A 15046-nucleotide genomic window follows, 5' to 3' on the forward strand; every position below is an offset into this window, starting at 1 on the left:
ATCATTGAAAATAGTGCTTTAAAAACCTTTTAAAAATTTCAAAAAGCTGTATATTGGCACGTTTTGAAACTAATATAATATTTAATATAACAACTTATGTCTGAAGGAGAAAAGTTAATTCCTATTAACATAGAAGATGAAATGAAATCAGCTTACATTGATTATTCGATGTCAGTTATTGTATCAAGAGCACTTCCAGATGTTAGAGATGGCTTGAAGCCTGTTCACCGAAGAGTTCTTTATGGAATGTATGATTTAGGAGTTTTTTCGAATAAAGCCCATAAAAAGTCCGCTAGAATTGTCGGGGAAGTTCTAGGTAAGTATCACCCTCACGGAGATACGTCAGTATATGATGCAATGGTTCGTATGGCTCAAGAGTGGAGTTTACGTTATTTATTAGTAGATGGTCAAGGTAACTTTGGTTCTGTAGATGGAGATAGTCCAGCTGCGATGCGTTATACTGAGGCCAGAATGCGCAAGATTTCTGAAGAAATAATGGCAGATATCGAGAAGGAAACAGTTGATTTTCAGTTGAACTTTGATGATACATTATATGAACCTAAAGTAATGCCAACCCGTGTTCCAACTTTGTTGATAAACGGAGCAACAGGTATTGCAGTAGGTATGGCAACAAATATGCCCCCACACAACTTAACAGAGGTAATCAATGGAACATTGGCCTACATGGACAATAATGATATTGAAATCGATGAGTTAATGAATCACATAAAAGCACCAGATTTCCCTACAGGAGGTGTTATATATGGTTACGAAGGAGTTCGTGAAGCTTTTAAAACGGGTAGAGGTAGAGTAGTGATGCGCGCCAAAGTCGGTTTTGAAGAAGTGGATGGTAGAGAAAGTATTATCGTAACCGAGATTCCATACCAAGTCAATAAAGCAGACATGATCAAGCGTACTGCTGATTTGGTGAATGACAAAAAAATTGAAGGTATTGCAAATATTCGTGACGAGTCAGATAGAAATGGTATGCGCATCGTTTATATCTTGAAACGTGATGCAACTCCAAATGTAGTTTTGAATACATTATATAAGTACACGCAATTACAATCTTCTTTCAGTGTAAATAATATTGCATTGGTAAAAGGACGTCCGCAAATGTTGAATCTTAAAGATATGATTCATTATTTTGTAGAGCACCGTCATGATGTTGTTACGCGTAGAACGCAGTTCGAACTTAAGAAAGCGGAAGCAAGAGCACATATACTAGAAGGTTTGATTATCGCTTCTGACAATATCGACGAAGTGATTGCTTTGATTAAAGCGTCTAAAAGTACAGAGGAAGCAAGAGAGAAATTAATCGAAAGATTTAAATTAACAGATATTCAAGCTCGTGCTATTGTTGAAATGCGTTTGCGTCAATTAACAGGTCTGGAACAAGATAAGTTAAGAACAGAGTACGAAGAAATTATGAAGTTAATAGACTACTTAAAAGGTTTATTGGCTGATGTTAACCTTAGAATAGCATTAATAAAAGAAGAATTAGAAGAAATTCGCGAAAAATACGGAGATGAACGTCGCTCTGTTATTGAGTATTCTGGTGGTGATGTAAGTATCGAAGATTTAATTGCTGATGAGAATGTAGTAATTACAATTTCGCATGCTGGTTACATTAAACGTACAAACTTAACAGAATACAAAACTCAAAATAGAGGTGGAGTTGGTCAAAAAAGTGCTGGTACAAGAGATCAAGATTTCTTAGAGCATATGTTTGTAGCGACGAATCATCAGTATATGATGTTCTTTACTCAAAAAGGAAAATGTTTCTGGATGAGAGTTTATGAAATACCAGAAGGTAGTAAAACGGCTAAAGGTAGAGCGATACAAAATCTAGTCAACATTGAGAGCGATGATAAGGTAAAAGCATTTATTTGTACGCAAGATTTAAAAGACCAAGATTACATTAAGAGTCATAACTTAGTTATGGTAACTAAAAAAGGTCAGGTTAAGAAAACTTCTTTAGAGAAATATTCTAAACCTAGGGTTAATGGAGTTGCTGCTATTACTATTAAAGATGGTGATGAATTGTTAGAAGCTAAATTAACTAATGGTGAAAGCCAAATTATCCTTGCTGTTAAGTCTGGAAAATTAGTTCGTTTTGAAGAAACAAAAACGAGACCAATGGGTAGAACAGCCTCTGGAGTTCGTGGAATTTCTTTGAAAGATGATCATGACGAAGTAATTGGTATGATTACTGTTGATAAGGATGCGGTAAACGATACGCAAGTACTTGTTGTTACTGGAAATGGATATGGAAAACGTACCAAATTGGTAGATGATGATGGTGAAGATGTTTATCGTATTACTAATCGTGGTGGTAAAGGTGTAAAAACACTTAACATTACAGAGAAAACAGGTCCACTAATCTCAATAAATGCTGTTACAGATGCTGATGATTTAATGATCATTAATAAATCAGGATTGACGATAAGAATGGCGATTGAAGATTTACGTGTTATGGGACGCGCAACTCAAGGTGTAAAATTAATTAACCTTAAAGGAAAAGATTCTATCGCTGCAGTTACAAAAGTAATGAAAGATGATGCTGAAGAAATTGTGGTTGATGAAGATGGTAATGTTATCGAAGTAGAAGCTATCGAAAGGGTTAAACCTGTATTAGAGGTTTTAGAGGACGATGAAGCTACCGAAGAAGACGATGCTGATGAGGATGAAATTGAAGAAGATGATGCTGACGAGGACGCAGATGATGAAGACGAATCTTAATTTTAAAGTAAAAACAAACAAACTAATTTTAAAATAATTTATTTATGAAAGCTAAAAATGTTTTACTAACATCAGCTTTGTTGGTATCGGTAGCTACTTTTGCTCAAAAAGATCAATTAAAAGCTGCTGAAAAGGCAATTAAAAAAGGAAATTTACAAGAAGTACCAGGTTTATTAAATCAGGTTGAACCATTATTAGAGGGTGCCTCTGATGCTGAAAAAGCTCAATATTATTATTTGAGAGAAACAGTATATATGGATGCTGTTGATAAAAATGTGGATGTAGATAAAAACTTGTTACTAGCCGCTAACGCTTCAAAAGAAGTTGTAGCTATCGAAAAAAAATCGGGTAAACAAGAGTATACTGCAGAGGCTAAAAAAGTAATTGCAAAAATTAAAGAAAAGTTAGTTAACGGTGCTATTGAAGATTCTAAGGAGAGTAAATTTAAAGAAGGAGCAGATAAGTTAACCGAAGCTTATAAGTTGGATAAGAAAGATACTTTGAACTTGTACTACGCTTCAAGCTTTAGAATGAATGCTAAAGACTTTGATGGTTCTCTTAAAGATTTGCAAGAGCTAAGAAAGCTTAAATTTACTGGTAAGTCAAAATCTTTTATTGCAAAGAATGTGATGACCGATAAAGAAGAAGCTTTTGCAACTGCCGCAGATAGAGACAGAATGGTTAAATTAAAAACCCATGAAAGTCCAAGAGAAGAGGTAGTAGAATCTAAAGAAGGTGAAATTGTAAAAAACATCGCTTTAATTTTAGTACAACAAAAGAAAATAGATGAAGCTAAGGAAATCATTGTTGAAGCTAGAAAGCTTAATCCTGATGATACTTCATTAGCCATGACAGAAGCGAATTTATATTTGGAAACGAAAGACTTCGATTCTTACAAAAAATTAGTAACTGAAATTTTAGCAAAAAATCCTAATGATGCTGATTTATTGTTCAATTTAGGTGTTATTAGTAGTGAAGCAAAAAACAAAGTTGATGCTGAGATGTACTACAATAAAGCGATTGCAGTAAATCCTAAATACATGAACGCTTATATTAACTTGGTAGGTTTGAAGCTAGAAGCTGAAACACCGATCAATGCTGAAATGAATAAATTAGGTACTTCTGACAAGGACAATAAAAGATACGAAGTATTAAAGAATGAAAAGAAAAAGATCTATCAAGGGGTTATTCCAGTATTAGTAAAAGCTTTGGAGATCGATCCAACGAACAAAGATATAGGAAATACACTTGCTAGTGTTTACGGAGCATTGGAAATGTCTGCTGAGAAAAAAGCATTAACAACCAAATTGGGTCTGTAATTAATTTTATGAAACGAAAGAGCCGCTTAGAAAATTTTCTAAGCGGCTTTTTTTATGCTTAATAGATAGTAGAGTATGCTATTTATTCCAAATTTCCCAAGATTTCTCAGCTTGTAATTCAAGCATTCTTAAGCCATTTTTAATTTGTGCTCCTTTTGCTTTTGCTTGTTGTAAAAACTTCGTTTCAGCAGGATTATAAATTAAGTCATATGCAATATGCTTATCTGTAAAATGATCATATGGAATGTCTGGACACGCGTCAATATCTGGACTAGTTCCTACAGGCGTACAGTTGATCAAAATATGATAGTGACTAAATGTCTCTTCATTGATTTGGCTATAATCTATAGAGTTTTCTTTATTGCCTCTCGATACAAATGTATAGTCAATATCTAATTCTGCTAAAGCAAAAGCAACTCCCTTTGAAGCACCGCCAGTTCCTAAAATTAAAGCTTTTTTATGATGCGGTTGCAGTAGCGGTTGTAATGATTTTTTGAAACCATAGTAATCCGTATTGTACCCTTTTAGCTTACCTTTCTTTGTAAATTTAATGGTATTTACGGCACCTATTTTTGCTGCTTTTTTTGATAACTTATCCAGGTAGGGAATAACTAATTCTTTATATGGAATCGTTACATTAATTCCTTTTACTTCATCATTGTTGTTGACGATATCCGGAAATTCAGTTATTTCAGGTATATCAAAGTTTTCATAGGTACAATCTTCGTAATTACCGGCTTCAAACTTATCTGTAAAGTATCCTCTTGAAAAAGAGTAATTGATGTTTTTACCTAGTAGGCCAAATCGCTTTTTATTATTAGTATCCATTATTCTTTTTTATGTTTGTCGATATAGTTTCGGACAGTTTTTTTAGCCCAAACCACAGGGAACATATCTTCTATTAAAATGTAATTGTCAAAATTAAGGCGCAGTCCATTACTTAAATGAAATTTTGCTTTTGTGGTATCTTGTGTCATAAAATACAATCCTGCTAATCGATATTCGATTTCGTTAGCTTCTGGGTAAAATTCGGTGGCTTGTAATAGCGTAAGTATAGCGCTGTCAAATTCACCAAGAAACAATAGTAAATCAACCCAGAACAACCAAGTGTCCAATTCGGTATCTCCAAATTCTACAGCTTTTCGATAACCAAATTCAGCTTCTTCAAAAAAGTTCATCTGTTTATTTATGGTTGCATAACGCTTCCAATACAGTTTGTTTTGGTTGTCAATTGCTAATGCTTTATTAACAAAAAATAATGCCTTTTGAAAATTATTTTGACGTACGTAAAAGTCAGTAATAGCAATCCAACCTTTATCTAGTAAAGGATCTTCATGTACCGTTTTATTGTAAAAACTCAAAGCTAGAGCTGTATTACCAAGTTTTTCATGGCATTTACCTATACGCAGTAACGCATATGATGTTGCATCATCCAATTCAATAGTGCGACTGTAACTTTCGATTGCTTTATCATACTGTTTTAAACGCTCGTATGCTTTTGCCTTTTCCATATAGGCACCTAGAAAGTCTTCGTCAATCAAGGTAGCATACTCAAATGCTACAATAGATTCTTCATAGTTTTTCAAACCATAATGCAATCTACCTTTTTGATGCCAAGCAATTTCACTGTATGGATTTTTCTCGATGTATTGCTCGAGATAAGTTATTGCTTCTAAATTTTGGTCTAAAAACTCAAAGCAATATACTACATTATAAAGAGCAGATTGGTCTTCAATGTCTTCTTCCAGACATTTTATAAAACTCACTTTAGCCAATTCTAGATTGTCCATAAATAAGTGCTCCATTCCAATTAAATTGTATACATCAGCATAATCTTCGGTAAACTCTAAAGCGATATTTAGATATTCAACCGCTTTTTCATGTTGGTCTCTTTTAGAGCATATATTTGCTTTCTGAATGTATATTTCTTCATTATTAGGCTCAATTGCATAGAGTTCGTTGAGAAGTCTCTCAGCGATTTCAAGCTTTTCTTCAAAAATCAACATTTCTACTTGTACTAATTTTAAGCCTGTTGATTTGGGATGTTGATCTAATGCTAATTTTAGGGCTTTTTTTGCTAAAGCTGACTTGCCCATATCTAGGTAATGAAGAATAATTTCTTCAAATTCTTCTGAGTCAAAAAAGAAAACTTTATTGGTTTTCAACATAGACTCAAATTTAGATAACGATAAGTTATAGTTTTCTTCTTCGTCGCTTAATTGCATACTGTCGTTGTTTTGAATTTAGCCTATTTAAAGTTAGGCATCCTTACTTTTATGAGGAAGAAAAATCAGAATTGTTGTGAACAATTTAATTAACAATCCAATGGGGGTAATTATTACGGTCGCTTTTGTCTTTTAATTCAGTAACGCGACTTCGTCCATTACTTCTTTTAAAATCGCACAACCTTCTCGAATTTCATTTTCAGAGATGGTTAGTGGTGGCGTTATTCTGATGGCGCAACCTTCAAATAACAGCCAGAATAAGATTAAACCTTTACTTTGACACCTTAAAATTACTTCATTTGTAATTTCTGCATTTTTGGTCATTGCTGCAAGCATTAAGCCTTTTCCACGTACTTCTTCTATCAAAGGATGTACCAAAAGAGATCTGAATAATTTTTCTTTATTCAGTGCTTCATTCATTAGGTCCGTTTCCACTAATTCTTGTAAAGTGGCCAAACATGCTGACGCAATGACAGGGTGACCGCCAAAGGTTGTTATGTGGCCCAGTTTAGGATTTTCAGTCAACAAGTCCATCATTTCAGCTGAAGCAGTAAATGCGCCAACTGGCATACCGCCGCCCATGCCTTTTCCCATAGCAATAATGTCTGGGACAATATCGTAATTTTGAAAACCAAACAGTTTACCAGTACGTCCAAAACCAGGCTGAATTTCATCCAAAATCATCATTGCTCCAACTTTGGTACAACGATCACGCACTTTCTTTAAATAGTCATTAAAAGGTTCTATAAAACCAGCACCACCTTGAATCGTTTCGAGCAGAACACCGGCAGTTTTTGAGGTAATTTTTAATAGATCCTCCTCATTATTAAAGGTAATAAAATCGATATCAGGTATTAAAGGTCGAAAAGCCTGCTTACGCTCCTCAAATCCCATCACACTCATAGAACCCATAGTATTGCCGTGATAGGCATTATGGCAAGAAATTAATTGGCTTCTACCTGTAACTCGTCGTGCCAACTTTAAAGATCCTTCAATCGCTTCGGTTCCTGAATTGACCAAATAGGTCTTGTTCAAAGGTTCCGGTAGGAGTGAAGCCATTAGTTTACAGTATTCAACTGCTGGACTTTGAGAATATTCTCCATAAACCATTACATGTGAATACTTGTCTAATTGATCTTTTATTGCTTGGTTCACTCTAGGGTGTTGATGACCCAAAGTGCAAGCAGAAACTCCTGCTACAAAATCCAAATATTTCTTGTCACTAGTGTCATAGATATAGGAACCTACAGCATGAGAAACTTCCATTCCTAATGGATAAGGAGACGTTTGAGCTTGATATTTTATAAAATCTGAATTCAAATTAGTATTGTTTTTTATCTATAAGTGTACAATTTAGAAAATTGCCTCTGCTTAATTTTAAGTAATGAATGATAGGTAAGGAGTAGATTGAGGAAAATTTACTTCCCTTTCTTTTTCTTCTTATCGTAGTCCAAGGTTTCTTTACGAACCTTCATTGGAGTATTAACTTTAGCTTGATCAATTTCTCCTTCTTTAATTAACTTATCATGAAGTTCATTATCCTCATCAGAAAAAATATCTTCTTTACTATTGATTCTTTCGTCTCCACGCCACTTCATACCTTTTAATACGCGGTCATAAGGTGAAAGGTCTTCTTCTGGATAGATTGTTCCATCTACTTGATCATAAAAAGTAATTGTTTCGGCAGTATTGTTTTCTAAAATTAAATTAATTCTACTACTAACATTTTTATTAATCCCAATTAACTCTGTCTCGTCGTTGCGCATATAGTAAATCACTTCGGTATTTTTGATGACGTCAACATCATGAAGTTTACCTTCTTTAAATTTGCCAAATAAATTGAGTCCTTTTACTTGATTGTAGCCAGTGCCCAAAGTGTCCCGCGAGACCATGAAGGTGTTTTTGAGCACTTTTAAAGAATCGAGTTTTTTAGTGGTATTATCACCAATTAAATGCATTACTTCTCCTGTAATCTGGTTTTCTCCATTCCATAAAATAGGGTTACCGATAAGTTTGGTAAGTGCGTCTTTGGAGCTAGAATGCAACGAGTCACATTTACCACTCATATCTACTTTATAAAAACGAACATTATTAAATGCTCTTATAATTCTATTACCTTCTGGACCTGTAACCATTAATTTTTTACCGTGAATATAAATAGAGTCATTATCAACCAAATTAATTGCAACTGCTCGCTTAGTAACAAATAAAGAATCCTTTTTCTTATACATTTCTGCATAATGACCCTTGACTACACCTTTGTTGATTGTGTCTGTAATCTTTACATTACGTGTGGCAGAGGCAAATTCCTTATTTCGATCATAATACAAACTATCTCCTTCAATCCTTCGATCATCGTATTTGATATATGATTTTCTCAGAAAGTGCGCTAGATTTTTTTTGGTATCGTAAAATCCTTTTTCGGTGTATATAAAATTTGATTTACTAGTAATCGTAGAAGGCCCAAATAAGTAAGAGTGACCAGAATTACTGTAATAATCCAAGTGATTTGATTTAATTACATAAGTTGGATTAGTAATAGTGACAGCAGTTAAAAACTGGAATTTTTTTTCGACCACGTAGTAGCGACCTGATTTAGATTTTAAGGTGTTTTCAAGATTAGTAATCGTACCTTTTGTATTATAATATACTTCTTGGGAGTTTCTGTTAAAGTTAATAGTATCGGTTGCTAGTGTAGCGTCAGGTGATCGCATTACAGCATCTCCGGTTGCAAACGCTTGCTTCATGTTTCCATTATACTCAGCATATTTGCTGTTAAGAAATAAAGTGTCGCCTTGTACAATTTGAACGTTTCCGAATGCTTTTATGTAATTTTCACTCTTGAAAAAGTATGCTTTATTACATGTTAATACAATTCCGTCATGCTTTACACTTACATTTCCTGTAAGTAAAAAAGCATCTGGCATTTCTGCCTCATTTACATCTGCAAAATCAGAATGTTCAATGATTATTTTTTTTGGTGCTTGTGCAGCTAGGATATTGGTACTTAGCACAACCAAAAAAAAAGTTATAATTTGAAAAATTCGTGTCAATGGATTTATTTTTTGTCAAATTTAGGTAAAAGGTAGCAATCCACATCGCAAACGCTTTTAAGTTTTTACTTCAACAATTCAAATTTAGGATAAGATTGGCAACTAATTCTTAAATATCAAATTTATTTAAGATTGTTCCAATAGGGAAAGGGATTGATGATTAAGCTTTAAACAAAAAGCCTAACCCCATACTTCGCAACATCTTCTTTTCGAACCCCCAAAAAAAATTAAATTGTCCAAAAAGAAAACCTATAAGAACAAGTAAAATTTGATAGATTGGGAAAATAAGTATTAATCGTACAGGCGTATACAGCAACCCTAAAACTTCTTTGGTTAATCCTAGCCAATCAGAAACATAGCGGGATAACCAAGCCGATGTAGAGCCCGTGATTGCAAAAACGATAAATATAATTGTTAGTTGAATGTTTGATTCAATACCCCAACGTTCTTTTAATTTCTTCATTTTATTTATAATGATTACAAATATAAGAACATTATTTTAGAGGAACATTACCATAGAGTTTTTGTTTATAGGTATTTTGAAAATAAATCATATAATTATAAATGAGATAATTTACTTCATAGCCATAATCAATATTAGAATTATAATTGATGGTCATTTCATATAAGTTAGGATTGTAACGCTGTGGCTGCATGACGCGACTGTTCCATTCTAAAATGTACAACTGATTTTTACCTTCCAAAAAAGACTGGGAGTGAAAGTTGCGTGGTAGCGCTCTACTGCTGAGCCAAGTACTATAACCGTTGTCTATGATTATAACTTTATATTCTAGAGAATCGTTTACTATCTTCACAGTGTCATTAACAGTATTAGCTGTAGATACTGGCAAGTCAATATTTTTACTACCTGCACAACTAAGGTGTAAGAGCATTATAAAGCTAAAAAGTAATAAACCTTTTTTCATCACAAGAAATTTTACTGTTTAATTATAAAATTACAAAAAAATAAACAGAAAACTTTACTTTCTAAATTACTAAAAAAAAAGAGCACCTAAAAAATAAGTGCTCTTCGAAAATATATGTTTATATTTTTTATTTTCCAAAAAGTCCACCAAGTGCACCGCCAAGACCCTTTTTTGAAGCTAAATCCATGGCATCTGAAACATCTACTTTGCCGTCTCCATTTTGATCCAAACCAAATTGTCCGCCATATTTTGAAATAGCATCCATTATACCACTGTTCTCACCACCTCCAGAAATTGCACCAATTATATCAGATATTTCAAAGCTGGAATCATTTGGATCTTTTGCTTTACCTACTAGAGAACCTAATATTTGCGGAATTAATTTAGCTGCTACTCCAGCTGCTGCTCCGCTATCTAGACCAAGCTTCGAACCTAAATTTCCAGAAAGTTGTTGTGTTAGTTTTTGCACAACTGGATTACTTGCGTCTTTGGCGTTATCACCTTGAAACAATCCAGCTAGTTGATCAATACCACCATCGGCTACAATTTTTTGCAATCCGCTAATTACTGAATTACTTGCTTCTCCTATTACTGCTTCATTTTTTTCATTAGGAACAGCTGAGTTATTAATTACTGAATCTACTCCAAATTGTTGTGCTAACTGCGTTAATTGTTCAAACATAATTTTTATAGTTTTAATAAGTTATATCTCAAATTTAATAAAAAAAAAGAGGATTAACTAAAATAATTAGCTAATCCTCTTGATGTAATTATCAAAATTTTGATATTAACCCAACAAACCAATGATTTGAGATGCCAATTCAGTTCCAATTCTATCTTGTGCTTCTCCGGTAGCAGCTCCAATATGTGGAGTCAAAGAGATTTTTGCATGCATTAATAATTGTGTAGCTGGAGTTGGTTCGTTTTCAAAAACATCCAATCCTGCAAAAGCAACTTTTCCACTATCCAATGCGTTAACCAAATCAACTTCGTTGATTACACCACCACGTGCACAGTTTACAATACCTACACCATCTTTCATCATTGCAAATTCTTTCTCAGCAATAATGTAACCATTCTGTGCTGGTACGTGCAAAGTAAGGAAGTCTGCTTCTTGAAAAACTGATTCCAAAGATTGAGAAACTATTGTAGTCGTAATAGATTGTCCGTCAAAAAATTCTACCTTAACATCAACTTGAGGAATAAAACTATCTGCAGCGATAACTTTCATACCCAAACCTAATGCCATTTTTGCAGTAGCTTGACCTATACGACCAATACCAACAACACCCAAAGTTTTTCCTCTTAATTCAACTCCGTCAGCATAAGCTTTCTTTAAAACGTTAAATTTAGTATCACCTTCTAATGGCATGTTTCTGTTAGAATCATGTAAAAAACGAACACCAGAAAACAAGTGACCAAATACCAATTCAGCAACCGATTCCGAAGAAGAAGCTGGAGTATTGATAACATGAATTCCTTTGCTTTTAGCATACTCAACATCGATGTTATCCATACCAACACCACCACGACCAATGATTTTGATACCAGGACATGCATCAATAATGTCTTTACGAACTTTAGTTGCACTACGCACCAAGATAACGCTTACGTTATTTTCGTTGATGTAGTTCGCTACTTGTTCTTGCGCTACTTTTGCTGTGATTACTTCATATCCACCTTTTTCTAAAGCTAAGATTCCACTTTTTGAAATCCCGTCGTTTGCTAATACTTTCATTTTTTAATTCATTGCGAGGTACAATTGACTTGCAACCTCATATTAATTATAATTTTTAGAAGCTATTCCCGCTCCCGACATTTCGGGATGTTTCAATCTTTTTATTTTTAAAAAAGCAAAAATAAAAAGGATTTCCACTGCTATCGGTGCTAGAATCCTGTATGTATTTTATTATTTTTAAACGATATTAATTCGATATTACAGAATTAATTATACGTTTTTCTCCAAAGCTTGCATAACATCAACTAATACCTGAACACTTTCGATAGGCATTGCGTTGTACATAGAAGCTCTATAACCGCCAACTGAACGGTGTCCTGGGATTCCAGAGATTCCAGCTTCTTTCCACATTTTATCAAATGTTTCCGTGTGATCTGGGTTGTTTAATAGAAAAGTAGCATTCATAGTTGAGCGATCTTCTGTGGCTGCTGCACCTTTAAACAATGGATTTCTATCTATTTCTCCATAAAGTAAAGCTGCCTTTGCATCATTCAATTTTTCAACTGCTGCAACTCCACCTTGTTCTTTAATCCATCTCAAAGTTAATAATGAAGCATAAACTGGGAAAACAGGTGGTGTATTAAACATACTTTCTGCTTTAACATGTTTAGCATAATCCAAGATACTTGGAATAGCACGTCCACTTTGACCGATTATTGATTCTTTGATTACAACCAAAGTTGTTCCTGCAGGTCCCATATTTTTCTGAGCACCAGCGTAAATGATATCAAACTGAGTAAAGTCGATAACTCTAGAAAAGATATCAGAACTCATATCGCAAACCATAGGTACATCCGTTTTTGGGAATGACTTCATTTGCGTACCAAAGATTGTATTGTTTGATGTACAGTGGAAATAATCTGCATCAGCAGGAATTTCATAACCTTTTGGTACATTGTTGTAATTGTCATCTTTTGAAGAAGCAACGATAACTGTGTCTCCAAAAAATTTAGCTTCTTTTATAGCTGCTGTAGCCCAAGTTCCAGAATCTAGATAAGCTGCTTTTCCATTTTCTTTCATCAAGTTGTAAGGAACCATCAAAAATTCTAAACTAGCTCCGCTAGATAGAAAAAGTGCTTGGTATCCTTTACCTTCTAAACCTAGTAACTCCAAAGCAAGAGCTCTAGCTTCGTCCATAACGGCAACAAAATCTTTACTACGATGAGAGATCTCTAAGATAGACAATCCTGAATCATTAAAATTTAAAATCGCTTGAGCTGATTTATCAAAAACTTCTTGTGGTAAAATACAAGGTCCTGCGCTGTAGTTGTGTTTTTTCATGGTGTAGTTTATGTCCAAAAATTTAAAATGCAAATTTCGGTAATAGTACTTTAATAATCATTAAATAATCCATAATAATTATTAAATTTTTCCTTATGTTATTAACAAAAACGTTATAGTATCAACATTATCTGCATAATCCCATAATTTAGGCTGTTGCGTTTGTCCAAAGTCAATACTGTCTTTAATTAGATTGTTGCTCACTATACATTGTATATTTTCTTCCTCAACGATTAACTTTTGTTGTAATTCTTCGAGTGTATCGTAGTATTCGTAAAATATACTTGAAATAGGGGAGGCGTGACTTAAATCTTCTTTAATTGTTAAGAAACCGTTGTCTAGTAATTTGAAATTACTCATCAAGAATACTGCCTTATTGTAATCGTAATTATTAGCATATTTTTCATAATGAATCACATCTTGGTATTCGAACATAGCTTCAAAAAATGGATCAAAAATGTAACCCTTGGGTACAAATAATTTAGAAACATTACGACAACCTAAACCAAAATACCTAAAAATATCTTCTCCCAAAGCAATTAATTGTTCTTTGCTTTCATTACCGTCTATCACTGCAACAGAATTACGGCTTTTACGAATAATTGATGGCTTATCTTTAAAATAGAATTCAAAATAACGCGCTGTATTGTTACTGCCTGTCGCAATTACAGCATCAAAATTCTCCAATTTTCCTTCAACAAAAGTAATTTTATTGGTTAATTGGGATTCAACATGAATTAAATATTTGGCCAAAAATGGTAGTAAATGCTGGTCGTTTGATGATAACTTAATCAGTGCTTCGTGCCCGCAGATTAAGACGGATAAAAAATCATGAAAACCTACAAGCGGAATATTTCCGGCAAGGATCAAAGCAACTCTCTTTGGCGTTACATCAGTTAGGTTGTAAGCGTCTAGCCAGTTATCAAGATTTTCCTTTGTCAGTGCTTCAGCCCACGATTGTAATGCAAAATACACGTTATCTGGTGTGTACCAGCCATTATGCGACTGTGTGAGTTGAATCAAATCTACAAAGGAATCATAAAAAACGTCATTACCCAAAACGCCTTCTTTTTGCGAATTTTCGCCTTCAGAAAATTGACTCAGGAATTTTCCTAATTCAATAAAAGCATTTTTTTTATTTTCTAATGTCATAATGTTTGTTTATGAAATGTTTTGATTGTAATTTTGCACAAAAGTAAGATATAATAAGTCGAAAGTCAAAAGTCTTGTGTCAAATGTTTTTGGTAGAGATAATTTGATTTAGAAAAACATAAATTAAAGAACAAAATGGCAATTATCATAACAGACGAATGTATCAACTGTGGTGCATGTGAACCAGAATGTCCAAATACAGCAATTTACGAAGGTGCTGATGATTGGAGATATAAAGATGGTACAAAATTAACTGGAAAAGTTATTCTTTCTGACGGTACAGAGGTTGATGCAGATGATGCTCAAACTCCAATTTCTGATGAAGTGTATTATATCGTACCAGGAAAATGTACAGAGTGTAAAGGTTTTCATGATGAACCGCAATGTGCTGCTGTTTGCCCTGTTGACTGTTGTATTCCTGATGACAATCATGTAGAAGACGAAGAAACATTACTAAGTAGACAAGCGTTTTTACATAACGAATAGTTGATAGTATAGAAATATTGATAATCCTGAATGAAAATTCAGGATTTTTTTATGCCTAATTTTTTTCGAAAGTTATTAGCCTTTCTATTTATAATAAATTGGTATAGCTTTTCTTGAGTTGGTA

Annotated in this window: 13 protein-coding genes; 3 read left to right on the forward strand and 10 right to left on the reverse strand. The window is 33.8% G+C overall.

Features of this window, described 5'->3' with window-relative positions; genetic code table 11:
• Positions 1-96 precede the first annotated feature (96 nt).
• Entirely contained in the window at positions 97-2742 is a 2646-nt protein-coding gene (gene gyrA / locus LXH21_RS07855; RefSeq protein ID WP_239864315.1) for a DNA gyrase subunit A, read from the forward strand.
• Between the two features lie 44 nt (positions 2743-2786).
• Positions 2787-4061: a tetratricopeptide repeat protein gene (locus tag LXH21_RS07860; protein WP_239864316.1), complete on the forward strand. Its 1275-nt coding sequence runs from the start codon at positions 2787-2789 to the stop codon at positions 4059-4061.
• A 78-nt stretch (positions 4062-4139) separates the two neighbouring features.
• Here LXH21_RS07860 and LXH21_RS07865 read toward each other — a convergent pair whose 3' ends face one another.
• The 10 genes from LXH21_RS07865 to LXH21_RS07910 form a co-directional block, all read right to left on the reverse strand.
• The gene (locus tag LXH21_RS07865) at positions 4140-4889 is read right to left on the reverse strand and encodes a shikimate dehydrogenase family protein (protein ID WP_239864318.1); all 750 of its coding nucleotides are present in this window, start codon (positions 4887-4889) and stop codon (positions 4140-4142) included.
• The gene (locus LXH21_RS07870) at positions 4889-6286 is read right to left on the reverse strand and encodes a tetratricopeptide repeat protein (protein WP_239864320.1); all 1398 of its coding nucleotides are present in this window, start codon (positions 6284-6286) and stop codon (positions 4889-4891) included. The genes LXH21_RS07865 and LXH21_RS07870 overlap by 1 nt, the downstream gene beginning before the upstream one ends.
• Positions 6287-6418: 132 nt before the next feature.
• Positions 6419-7606, reverse strand: coding sequence for an aspartate aminotransferase family protein (locus LXH21_RS07875; RefSeq protein WP_239864329.1), 1188 nt, complete (start codon positions 7604-7606; stop codon positions 6419-6421).
• Between the two features lie 98 nt (positions 7607-7704).
• Positions 7705-9330: an OstA-like protein gene (locus LXH21_RS07880; RefSeq protein WP_239865755.1), complete on the reverse strand. Its 1626-nt coding sequence runs from the start codon at positions 9328-9330 to the stop codon at positions 7705-7707.
• A 169-nt stretch (positions 9331-9499) separates the two neighbouring features.
• Complete coding sequence (locus LXH21_RS07885) at positions 9500-9802, reverse strand: DUF6787 family protein (protein WP_239864337.1); 303 nt, start codon at positions 9800-9802, stop codon at positions 9500-9502.
• A gap of 31 nt (positions 9803-9833) precedes the next feature.
• Positions 9834-10265: a DUF6146 family protein gene (locus LXH21_RS07890; protein WP_239864346.1), complete on the reverse strand. Its 432-nt coding sequence runs from the start codon at positions 10263-10265 to the stop codon at positions 9834-9836.
• 127 nt (positions 10266-10392) lie between these two features.
• Positions 10393-10947 (reverse strand): DUF937 domain-containing protein, encoded by a 555-nt coding sequence (locus tag LXH21_RS07895; RefSeq protein ID WP_239864348.1) that lies wholly within the window; start codon positions 10945-10947, stop codon positions 10393-10395.
• A gap of 105 nt (positions 10948-11052) precedes the next feature.
• Positions 11053-12003 (reverse strand): D-2-hydroxyacid dehydrogenase, encoded by a 951-nt coding sequence (locus LXH21_RS07900; protein WP_239864350.1) that lies wholly within the window; start codon positions 12001-12003, stop codon positions 11053-11055.
• A gap of 210 nt (positions 12004-12213) precedes the next feature.
• Positions 12214-13284 (reverse strand): 3-phosphoserine/phosphohydroxythreonine transaminase, encoded by a 1071-nt coding sequence (gene serC, locus LXH21_RS07905; protein ID WP_239864352.1) that lies wholly within the window; start codon positions 13282-13284, stop codon positions 12214-12216.
• Between the two features lie 93 nt (positions 13285-13377).
• Entirely contained in the window at positions 13378-14436 is a 1059-nt protein-coding gene (locus LXH21_RS07910) for an acyl-CoA reductase (RefSeq protein WP_239864355.1), read from the reverse strand.
• Between the two features lie 135 nt (positions 14437-14571).
• Here LXH21_RS07910 and LXH21_RS07915 point away from each other — a divergent pair, with 135 nt between their 5' ends.
• Positions 14572-14922, forward strand: coding sequence for a 4Fe-4S dicluster domain-containing protein (locus LXH21_RS07915; RefSeq protein ID WP_239864357.1), 351 nt, complete (start codon positions 14572-14574; stop codon positions 14920-14922).
• Positions 14923-15046 lie beyond the last annotated feature (124 nt).

This window comes from Flavobacterium algicola, from assembly GCF_022399565.1.
GTDB lineage: Bacteria > Bacteroidota > Bacteroidia > Flavobacteriales > Flavobacteriaceae > Flavobacterium > Flavobacterium algicola.

Bases quoted from the DNA above. Each gene is read 5' to 3' on its own strand.
- gyrA (WP_239864315.1), top strand. From the start codon at position 97: ATGTCTGAAGGAGAAAAGTTAATTCCTATTAACATAGAAGATGAAATG.
- LXH21_RS07860 (WP_239864316.1), top strand. From the start codon at position 2,787: ATGAAAGCTAAAAATGTTTTACTAACATCAGCTTTGTTGGTATCGGTA.
- LXH21_RS07865 (WP_239864318.1), bottom strand. From the start codon at position 4,889: ATGGATACTAATAATAAAAAGCGATTTGGCCTACTAGGTAAAAACATC.
- LXH21_RS07870 (WP_239864320.1), bottom strand. From the start codon at position 6,286: ATGCAATTAAGCGACGAAGAAGAAAACTATAACTTATCGTTATCTAAA.
- LXH21_RS07885 (WP_239864337.1), bottom strand. From the start codon at position 9,802: ATGAAGAAATTAAAAGAACGTTGGGGTATTGAATCAAACATTCAACTA.
- LXH21_RS07890 (WP_239864346.1), bottom strand. From the start codon at position 10,265: ATGAAAAAAGGTTTATTACTTTTTAGCTTTATAATGCTCTTACACCTT.
- LXH21_RS07895 (WP_239864348.1), bottom strand. From the start codon at position 10,947: ATGTTTGAACAATTAACGCAGTTAGCACAACAATTTGGAGTAGATTCA.
- LXH21_RS07900 (WP_239864350.1), bottom strand. From the start codon at position 12,003: ATGAAAGTATTAGCAAACGACGGGATTTCAAAAAGTGGAATCTTAGCT.
- serC (WP_239864352.1), bottom strand. From the start codon at position 13,284: ATGAAAAAACACAACTACAGCGCAGGACCTTGTATTTTACCACAAGAA.
- LXH21_RS07910 (WP_239864355.1), bottom strand. From the start codon at position 14,436: ATGACATTAGAAAATAAAAAAAATGCTTTTATTGAATTAGGAAAATTC.
- LXH21_RS07915 (WP_239864357.1), top strand. From the start codon at position 14,572: ATGGCAATTATCATAACAGACGAATGTATCAACTGTGGTGCATGTGAA.